This is a genomic window from Candidatus Hydrogenedentota bacterium, from assembly GCA_018005585.1.
In the GTDB taxonomy this organism is placed as follows: domain Bacteria; phylum Hydrogenedentota; class Hydrogenedentia; order Hydrogenedentales; family JAGMZX01; genus JAGMZX01.
The window spans coordinates 1-8,874 of the sequence record JAGMZX010000191.1 but is presented as its reverse complement, the minus strand read 5'-3'; the positions used below and the strand labels follow the sequence as shown (position 1 = coordinate 8,874).

Annotated in this window: 6 protein-coding genes; 5 read left to right on the top strand and 1 reads right to left on the bottom strand. The window is 62.8% G+C overall.

Annotation, left to right across the window (positions count from 1 at the left end):
• The 4 genes from KA184_21525 to KA184_21510 form a co-directional block, all read left to right on the top strand.
• Positions 1–919, top strand: a 919-nt coding sequence (locus KA184_21525; protein ID MBP8132168.1) for an alpha-galactosidase, incomplete at its 5' end; no start/stop codon positions are given.
• Between the two features lie 418 nt (positions 920–1,337).
• On the top strand, positions 1,338–2,951 hold the full coding sequence (locus tag KA184_21520) for a glycosyltransferase family 39 protein (GenBank protein ID MBP8132167.1): 1,614 nt from the start codon (positions 1,338–1,340) through the stop codon (positions 2,949–2,951).
• Positions 2,952–3,024: 73 nt separating this feature from the next.
• The gene (locus KA184_21515) at positions 3,025–5,019 is read left to right on the top strand and encodes an endonuclease/exonuclease/phosphatase family protein (GenBank protein MBP8132166.1); all 1,995 of its coding nucleotides are present in this window, start codon (positions 3,025–3,027) and stop codon (positions 5,017–5,019) included.
• A 242-nt stretch (positions 5,020–5,261) separates the two neighbouring features.
• The gene (locus KA184_21510) at positions 5,262–6,692 is read left to right on the top strand and encodes a hypothetical protein (protein ID MBP8132165.1); all 1,431 of its coding nucleotides are present in this window, start codon (positions 5,262–5,264) and stop codon (positions 6,690–6,692) included.
• A 4-nt stretch (positions 6,693–6,696) separates the two neighbouring features.
• Here KA184_21510 and KA184_21505 read toward each other — a convergent pair whose 3' ends face one another.
• Positions 6,697–7,476 (bottom strand): NIPSNAP family protein, encoded by a 780-nt coding sequence (locus tag KA184_21505; protein ID MBP8132164.1) that lies wholly within the window; start codon positions 7,474–7,476, stop codon positions 6,697–6,699.
• Between the two features lie 224 nt (positions 7,477–7,700).
• On the opposite strand from KA184_21505, the gene KA184_21500 reads away from it, so the two are divergent.
• The coding region (locus KA184_21500; GenBank protein MBP8132163.1) for a hypothetical protein at positions 7,701–8,874 on the top strand (1,174 nt) is incomplete at its 3' end.

The following is an 8,874-nucleotide window of genomic DNA, read 5'->3' as shown; positions in this document are numbered from 1 at the left end:
CACCTGGCTGACGGAGAATCACCCGGAATGGATTCTCGGCGGCGCGAATGGCGGCCTGCTGAACCTGGGCAACCCGGAGGCGTGGGACTGGCTCGTAAACCACATCGACAGCCTGCTGACGGAACAGGGCATTGATTTGTACCGGCAGGATTTCAACATGGACCCGCTTGATCTCTGGCGCGCCAACGATGCGGAGGACCGCCAGGGCATCACGGAAAACCGGCACGTCACCGGTTACCTGGCGTACTGGGACGAACTGCTGCGGCGGCATCCGGGCCTGCTCATTGATTCCTGTGCGTCCGGCGGGCGGCGGAACGACCTCGAAACCATGCGCCGCGCCGTGCCGCTCTGGCGCAGCGATTACGCTTTCGAGCCGATCGGGCATCAATGCATGACCTACGGCATCTCGCTGTGGTTGCCGTTCCACGGCACGGGTACGGTGGCCTGCGTGAACGCGCCGTATTACGGCGGCGGGCTGACGCCGGTGGAACCGTATGCCTTTTGGAGCAACGCGGCGCCGAGCCTCAACTGTGGTTTCGACATGCGCGTCCGTGAGATCGACTATGCCGCGCTGCGGCGTCTGACCGGGCAGTGGCGGCAGGTCTCCGAGTTCTACTACGGCGATTTCTATCCTTTGACGAAATACAGCCTTGAACCGGATGCCTGGATGGCATGGCAATTCCACGATCCGGCGCGGAGAAGCGGCATCGTGCAGGCCTTCCGCCGGGCGGAGAGCGTCTATACGCAGGCGCGGCTGCCGCTCCGCGGTCTTGAACCTGAGTTGTCCTATGAGGTCATGGACCTGGAGGCCGGAACGTCCGCTGTGGGGTCCGGTCGGGAACTTGTGGAACAGGGCCTCGAAATAACGTTTTCGGCACGGCCCGAAGCGAAGGTCTATCTGTACAAGGCGGCGTCGTGACCCGTCTGCTCAGGGAAAAGAGGGAGAGAAAAACACCAGTCTTGCAGCGGGCCGACGGCATCGGTCCACGGGAGCCGATTGACATCCGTAACATGCGTGGGAATGGCCTTGATGCCGTGTTGGCGCATCAATGCAGCGGAATGCGCGTCGCGCTCGGCCGCGCGGGGCAGAACGCCCGTATCCAGCACAAACACGGGTCAACACTCCATTACGTGTCAAAGCACGTCCCGGTTCACGACATCGCACTGCGCGCCGCTGCGCTTGAAAACAGGCTATGGCGACCAGTTATTTCGTCTACCTTGTGCCGCGGCAAGCTGCACAGCGTGTTTGCCACCGGGCCGGCCATTCGCTATATTCGGAGCATCCCCGGGCTCTGGATGATGTATCCTGTACCTGCATTTGGTAGCGGAGGGAAGCCATGTCCACGGGATCACGGCCGGGCCGAAGCGGATCACATGCCTGCGCGCTGCTTGCCGGTCTGGCGCTGCTGAAACTCGTCCTTCATCTGTATTTCTGCAACTACTACGGCTACCAGCGCGACGAACTGTACTTCATCGCGTGCGGCGAGCATCTGGATTGGGGCTACGTAGACATCGGGCCGCTGGTCCCTTGGATCGGGCGGCTGATGCGCGCCCTGCTTGGCGACTCGCTCTTCGCGATCCGGCTGCCGTCGGCGATTGCGGGCGCGGCGACGGTCTTCCTGACCGGCTGGCTCGCGGGATATCTGGGAGGGGGCCGCTGGGCGCAGGGACTGGCCGCGTTGAGTGTGATTATTGCGCCGGTATGGCTCCAATCCGGCAATATCCTTGCGCTGCCGTCCTTCGAGCCGCTGTTCTGGACCTCGTGCGTGTGCCTTATCGCCGTGATTTTCAAGACGGGCCGGACGCGGCTGTGGCCTGCGGTGGGCGCGATAGCGGGCGTTGGCCTGCTGAACAAGCCGTCCGTGCTTTTTTTCGGAATTGCGCTGACCACGGGCCTATTGTTGACGCGGCAGCGAAAGCATCTCGCGGACAAGTGGCTGTGGTGTGGCGCTCTGGTCGCGGCGTTCCTGGTAATTCCAAACCTCGTGTGGCAGGCCACGCACGATTGGGCCACATGGGAATTCGTGCGCGGCATGAACCGCGACCTGATGTCGCGTATCCCGCGCCTGTTATTCCTCCTCGGGCAATTTGTTTACCAACACCCGCTCAATGCGCCCATCTGGCTTGCGGGGCTGGCGTGGCTCTTCTTCGCCAAGAGCGCGGAGCCCTATCGCGCGTTCGGATGGCTGTTTGTGACCGTGTTTTTGTTTCTGTTCGTGGCAAAGAGCAAAATCTACTATCTCGCTCCCGCGTTTCCGATGCTGCTGGCGGCAGGCAGCACTGCCATCGAAGAAATGTTGCGCAGGAGAGGCAGCCCCTGGCCGAGGGCGGCGATCCCCGCGGTGCTCGTGCTGGGCGGCGCGGTGACCGCGCCGGTGGGCTTGCCGGTTCTGCCGCTTGACAGGGTGGACGCGTATGTCAGCCGCATGACCCTGGGAGCGCTGGACAAGGTGTACGAAGTGACCGGCACTTGGCACGACCAGTTCGGCTGGGAGAACCAGGTGGCGACGGCAGCGAACGTGTTTCAGGGTCTCGCTCCCGAGGAACAGGCCGACTGTATGATACTCGTGAGCAATTTTGGCCAAGCGGGCGCGATCGACCTGTTTGGACGCGCGTACGGGCTTCCCCATGCGACGGCGGTCCATCAGAATTACTTCTTCTGGGGGCTTGGGCCGGCGACGGGCAATGTGGCCATCGCCTATGGCATAGCGCCGGATTTTCTTGGCCTTCTTTTCGAAAAAGTCGAGCAGCGCGCAACCATCACATGCGAAGAGTGCATGCCTTACGAGAACGGTCTGGGAGTATACGTTTGCCGGGGCGCCAAGCTGCCACTGAGGAACGCCTGGCCGGAATTTCGCATCATTGCGTTCAGCAACGCCGGCGTCACGAAGGCCATGGGTGAAAAGCTTGTGGAAGCGCTTTCGAAGTACCGTGTGGAGCCGGGCAAGTGACACTGTGACCTGACTCTGTTCCCGCGGCCGGACGCGGGAGGTGCTGACGCAGGAAACAAGAGGGAATACCACCATGGGTGCCGGGTATCAGCGGTCAGAGTTGCGCGAAATCGGCCTCGTTGCTCTTGTCCTTCTGTTCTTCGTGCAAATGTTGACGGTGTGGATCGAGAGCATCTACCGGATGAGTCTCGTCAAGCTGTCCATGGGCGTCGAGTTACTGGGCATTCTGCTTCCCTTGCTCTTTCTGGTCTTGCTGATGGCCGGGCACCGCCACGAGCGCACGGTGCTGGCGGCGTGTTTTATTCTGCTGCTGGCTGCGCGCGTCCTGTGCCCAATACTCCGGACGCCGTGGCTGATCTTGGCCGCCGGACTTGGAGTTACGGCGTTTCTGGCGATTGTGTGCGTCGCGCTGACCCATCCGCGGCGCGCAACGGGAAGAGACGCAGCAGCGGGCGCCGGTATCGCGATACTGTTATCCGTTGGCTTGCGCGCGTGGGGCTCATCGTACGACATTTCGCTGGGTGGCCCCTTTGCGTGGCTGGGGTGGGTGATGGTCGTGCTGGCGGGCGCGCTGGGCCTGACCAGGTCACGGGCGAGCACCGGCGAGTCAGCGGAGACGGCGGCGCCGAATTCGTTTGTCGGGGCGTTGACCACATCGGTGGCGTTGTTCGCGAATATTGCTGTCTTCTATCTCGTGCTGTCGAGTCCGGGGGTGGTCAGCGCGTGGTCGGGAAGCAATTATGCCGTGGGCATTGCGCTGTTGGCCGCGGCGGTTGCGGCGGCCACGTGTGCGTGGCGGAATGCGAACCCGACGCGGCTTGTGCTCGCCGTATGGAACACGGTGTTTGTCGGGGCGCTGGTTGCCGGGCTCTGGCGCCTCGCGCCTGCGTTACCGGAAACGCCCGCCGCGGATCCGGTTTTCGCTGTTCCGGCTTCGTGGCGCGGCCATCTTCTTCTCTACCTGATGTTGGCGCTATCGCCTGTAACCCTGTTCAACCTCGCCGCAATCGAGCGGGGAGGTTTAACGAATAGTCTTCGCAAAAACGTGCTGGCCGTGCTGTCCGGAGCGGCGTTTCTGGTGCTTATCATCGTTTTGCTCGTCTTTACGAACGTCTGGGGATACGTCGGGGCCGCCGGACCGTTGTTGCGCAACAGGTTCTATCTTCCGTTTCTGGTGGCGGGCATCGGGATGGTCTTGCCGCTGGCGCTGCCTGTCCGGCATGGCCCCGTGTTCTCCGGGAAGGAGCCACAACGTTCGCGCGCCACGGCCGCGCTCGCCGGGATGCTTGCGCTGATTGCGGTCGCAGGCGTAGCTGCAAGACAGGCGCGTCCGCCGGCTATGAGCGACCGGCACGAACTCAGGGTGCTGACCTACAACTTTCAGCAGGGGTCGGCGGCAGACGGTCAGCAGGACTACTGGGGCCAACTGGAATTCCTGCGCAAGGCCGGTGCGGACGTCGTCGGGCTTCAGGAAAGCGACACGGCCCGGCCTTCGGGCGGTAATGTGGACGCGCCCAGGTTCTTTGCGGAATCGCTCGGTTATTACTGTTGTTACGGACCGGGCACCGTCGCTGGAACGTTCGGGACCGCGATCCTCAGCCGGTTTCCGCTGGAGAAGGTGCGCACGTTTTTCACATACAGCAATGCGGACGAAATCGGTACCGCAGCCGCGGAATTCGAGGCAGGGGGAAGGCATATCGCCATTTTCAATAATCACCCCGCGGGCAGTCATGCCGCGCACGACGCGCACGTGAATGCCTTGATGGCTCAGGTTACGCCGTACGAGCATGTCATCGCCGTCGGCGATTTCAATTTCAGGCAATCGTCTTCGTATTACGCGAAAGTCGCGGCAGTGCTTCGTGATTCGTGGCGTACCCTGTATCCAGACGCGAAGGGCGCGCCCCATCCGGATTGGGTGGATGGTTCGCCCGCCGTCCTGGACATGACAGATCGAATCGACCATGTCTTTGTCTCGCCTGGTTTCGAGGTGACGGAGGCATACTATGTGCCGCCGCCCGCGTCCCGGACGGACCACCCCGCGCATTGGGCGGTCATCCGGTGGCGATAGGGGATTGAACCTTCCCTTTGGCGGTCAAGGTATCACGGCACGAGAGGCGTGACATTGTTTGCCGCAATTCCGCGAATGTGCTACGTTGATGCGGCGGTCCGAGGGTAACCGGACCGGATTTCGTGTACAGAAAGGAATGCGCGCCGCGTGTCGGATATGTGGCGCGGGGGTAGCAACAGGCGCAGCGTGCGGGAGAGCGTCCCCAACGTGGCGGAGCCGTTCCTGCGCCGAAGGAGGGCATTATGAGCAACCGTGTGAGCCGTCGTCAGTTTTTCGGGGTTACAGCAGCCGGGGGCGCGTTCCTCGCGGGCCATATCGGCATGCCCGCGTTCGGAGCCATCCAGGACGAAGGATGGCCCGCGCTGCCTCCCGTGAGAATACACAAGGTCTACGTGGGCCGGACCGGGGACATCTACATGTCCCGTCCCACGGAAGAAATCGGGAAACTGGACGAATACCTCGCGGGCGTCGCGCAGCGGCTTGGCAACGTGGAGTTTGTCGGCGGCGAAACGATCCCGCCCACGGATGCGTCCGCTGTGGTGGCGAATCTGCAGGGCGTGGACGGCGTCATCATGTTCCATCTGAGCGGGCATGGCGGTGGCGCGCCCGCCGAGGCGATGAACCAAATCGTGGATGCCGGGCTCCCGACGGTCGTCTTTTCGCAGCCGTTCAGCGGTCACGGCTGGATGTACTTCCCCGCGTGGCAGAAGGCGGGGAAGAAGGTCGTGCTGCTGCCCACGAGCGACTGGAGCGAACTGGAACGGGTCTCCGGGCTGTTGCGCGTTGCGCCGCGGATGCGCCAGACGAAGATTCTCGTGGTGCGCGGGCCGATGGGAACAGCGCCCGCGTGCGATGCGGCGCAGGTGAAGGAGAAGCTTGGCGCGGAAGTGATCCCAATCACGGTCGAGGAAACCCTTCAGGCCCACCAGGAAGTCGACTTGGCGGCGGCCGAAGAAGAGGCGGTGAAGCACTGGATCGAGCCTGCGAAGGCGATCGTCGAGCCGACGCGCGAAGAGATCGTCAACGCATCGCGGCTCTACCTCGCCATGAAGAACCTGATGATCCGCCACGGGGCCGTGGCTATCACCAGTTCGAACTGCATGGGCGAGCCTGCGAAGGGCTGTTTCGCCTTCAGCAAGCTGAACGACATGGGCTGCGTCGGCGCGTGCGAAGGCGACATGGACTCGATGCTGACCATGCTCATCTTTCAATACGCGTTCGGCGTGCCGGGGTTCATTACCGACCCGGTCTTCGACACGGCGCGCAACGCGTTAATCCATTTCCATTGCACGTGCGCAACACGCATGGACGGGCCGGGCGGCGAGCGCTTGCCGTTCAGCATTCGCACGCAAACCGACAGCCACCGCGGCGTCGCGCTCGATGTCGAGCAGCGGATCGGCCAGCCGGTAACGTGCGCCAAGTTCATTGACCTTGACAAGATGCTCATCTCGACCGGGAAGATCACGGAAGTGACGCACGATGCGCTGGCCTGCCGCACGCAGTTTGTCACGGAAGTGGCCGATGCGCACAGCATGTTCCTCAATTGGGGCGGCGGCGTGCTTCAGGGCGACGTCATGACGCTGCTGCACCGCGTCGTGTTCTACGGCGACCACCTGCAGAGCATCAAAGACCTCAGTTCGCTCATGGGCTTCCAGGTCGTCGCGGAGGCGTAATCCGTCATATCTGCGAACCCGGAAGAGGCCGCAATATCAGATTGGTGATGCCGCACAGGATGCGTTTGTCGTCGTACTCGGGAATGGCGCGGAGCGCGAGCCATTGCGGGTCGGCGCGGAAGCGGTCCCATGCGGCGTCTTTTTCCTCGACGGATTCGAAGCCGAGCATGTAGGTCAGGTTGGGCATCTTCGAGCCGATGACCGCTTCCCCGAAGAAGACGGGGTTCAGTCCGGTCTTGCGGAAGATTTCGATCTCCTTGCGATTGAACATCTCGATCTTCTTCTGGTTCGTCTTGACGCTCGGGCTTTCATAGATGCGCAGTTGCAGTATGCGGTTCGGGCCGCTGGCGGGTGTTTCCAGGCGCGGCATGCCCGTGAACGCCAGGAGCAGCGAACTCTCGACGCGCGCATAGGGCGGGGCGTCAGCGGGCGCGTCCAGAAACGCCGTTCCTTGGTCCAGATACTCCGGGTCGGCCAGCAGGCGCGCCCGGAGTGTCAAGACGGATTCCGCCGTTGCGTGGGGCAGCAGCACATAGACCGGACTGAGTTCCTTTTCGTCCTGGAATACGCCTGCGGGCCGGATGCCGAGCCGGTTCACGGCGGGAATCGCGACATCGCGCAGGAACGCCGCCAGCGTGGCCTTCTGTTCCGGCGCCGCGACGTGATACTGACGCAGTTCATAGCATTCGCGGACGGCGGAAGCCTCTTCCGCCCCCGCCGGCAACACGCCCACCACGCCGGCCCCGGCGACCGCGCCAAGTCCGAGAAAATCCCTGCGATGCATGTGGTGATACTCCGTTGTTGAAAAATGGGCAAGCTCTTATTCAAACCTCCCGGTGAGAATAGCCGAGCAGCGCTCGATGCGTCCAGCAAGAGAGCGGTTTCCGTACTGGCGCGCCGCAGGCCACCGCACGGCGTGCTGCCTGGACCGCGTGGCATGTTCGGGACCCGTGTGATAGCATAAAGCGCACTCTTGTGGAGCCTTTGCAGGAACTGTGGGAACACGATATGAAGAAAGCACACCATAAAGACGGAAACTGCGCCGGCCCTTTGTCTGTTTATACGCGGCGGCGTTTTCTGGCCGCGGTTGGGGCCTCGGCAGGTCTTGTGACACTGGGTTCGCGCCATGGCTGGGGTCAGGCGGCCGCTGCCGCGTCCCCGCCGGAGAAAGAAGGGGCCTATGTCCGGGTTGCGTTTCTGTATCCGCCTTCAGGCACATTCGCGGATGACCCGGACGGCTGGTGGAGCTGGCCGGGCAATGAGTTCGACGCGGAGGCGCGGCAGCGGGAATACGCGGCGTTCCTGGGCGGGCTGGAAACGGAACTGGGCATGCGGATCGCCGTGGAACCGGACCCGCTCGGTACGGAGCAGCAGGCGCGTGAATTCGCTGAAGACCTCCGCGCGAACCGGCCGGACGGGCTGCTGCTGGTCATGTTCTACAACGGCAGCCTGAAACAGGCGGACGTGGTGCTGAGCGTTGCCGAGGAACTCCATATCCCGTCGGTGTTCTACATCGGGCTTGGGGTCAAGCACGGTGCGGTCACGCAGTACCGCCGGCCCGGCCTGTATCTGATTCAGTCGCTGGATAATTTGGACGCCATCCGCGCGGGGATGCGCATGATCAACGCGCGGAAATTACTGCGGCAATGCCTCGTGCTCAGCATCGCGGACGAACCGGTCCAGATACCGGTGGAGCCGTTCCTGGGCGTCAGCGTGATGCAGGTTCCGCTTGACCGGTACGCGGACGCTTTCGGCAAGATCGAAATAGATGCCGAAGCGCGGGCGTTCATTGCCGGGTTGCGCGAAAAGGCGATGGAAATCCGTGGCGTGACGGAGGAAGCGTTCGAGAACGCGGCGCGCGCGCACTTCGCAATCAAGACTTTGCTTGCCGGCGCAAGGGCCGACGGCGTGACCATGAACTGCCTGCGGCGGGGCATGCTCAAACCCTGTATCAGTTTCGCGACGCTGAACAGCGCGCTGGTTCCCGCCGCGTGCGAAAACGACCTGCCCGCCCTGTATACGCAGATGCTGGGCCAGTTGCTCACGGGGCGGCCGGGCTTTCAGCACAACCCGTGTTATGAGACCGAGCGCAATCATTACTACGCGTCGCATTGCACGTGTACGACGAAGCTGTATGGACCGGACGGTGGTGACCTGCCATTCCTCTTGCGCCGGTTCGCGC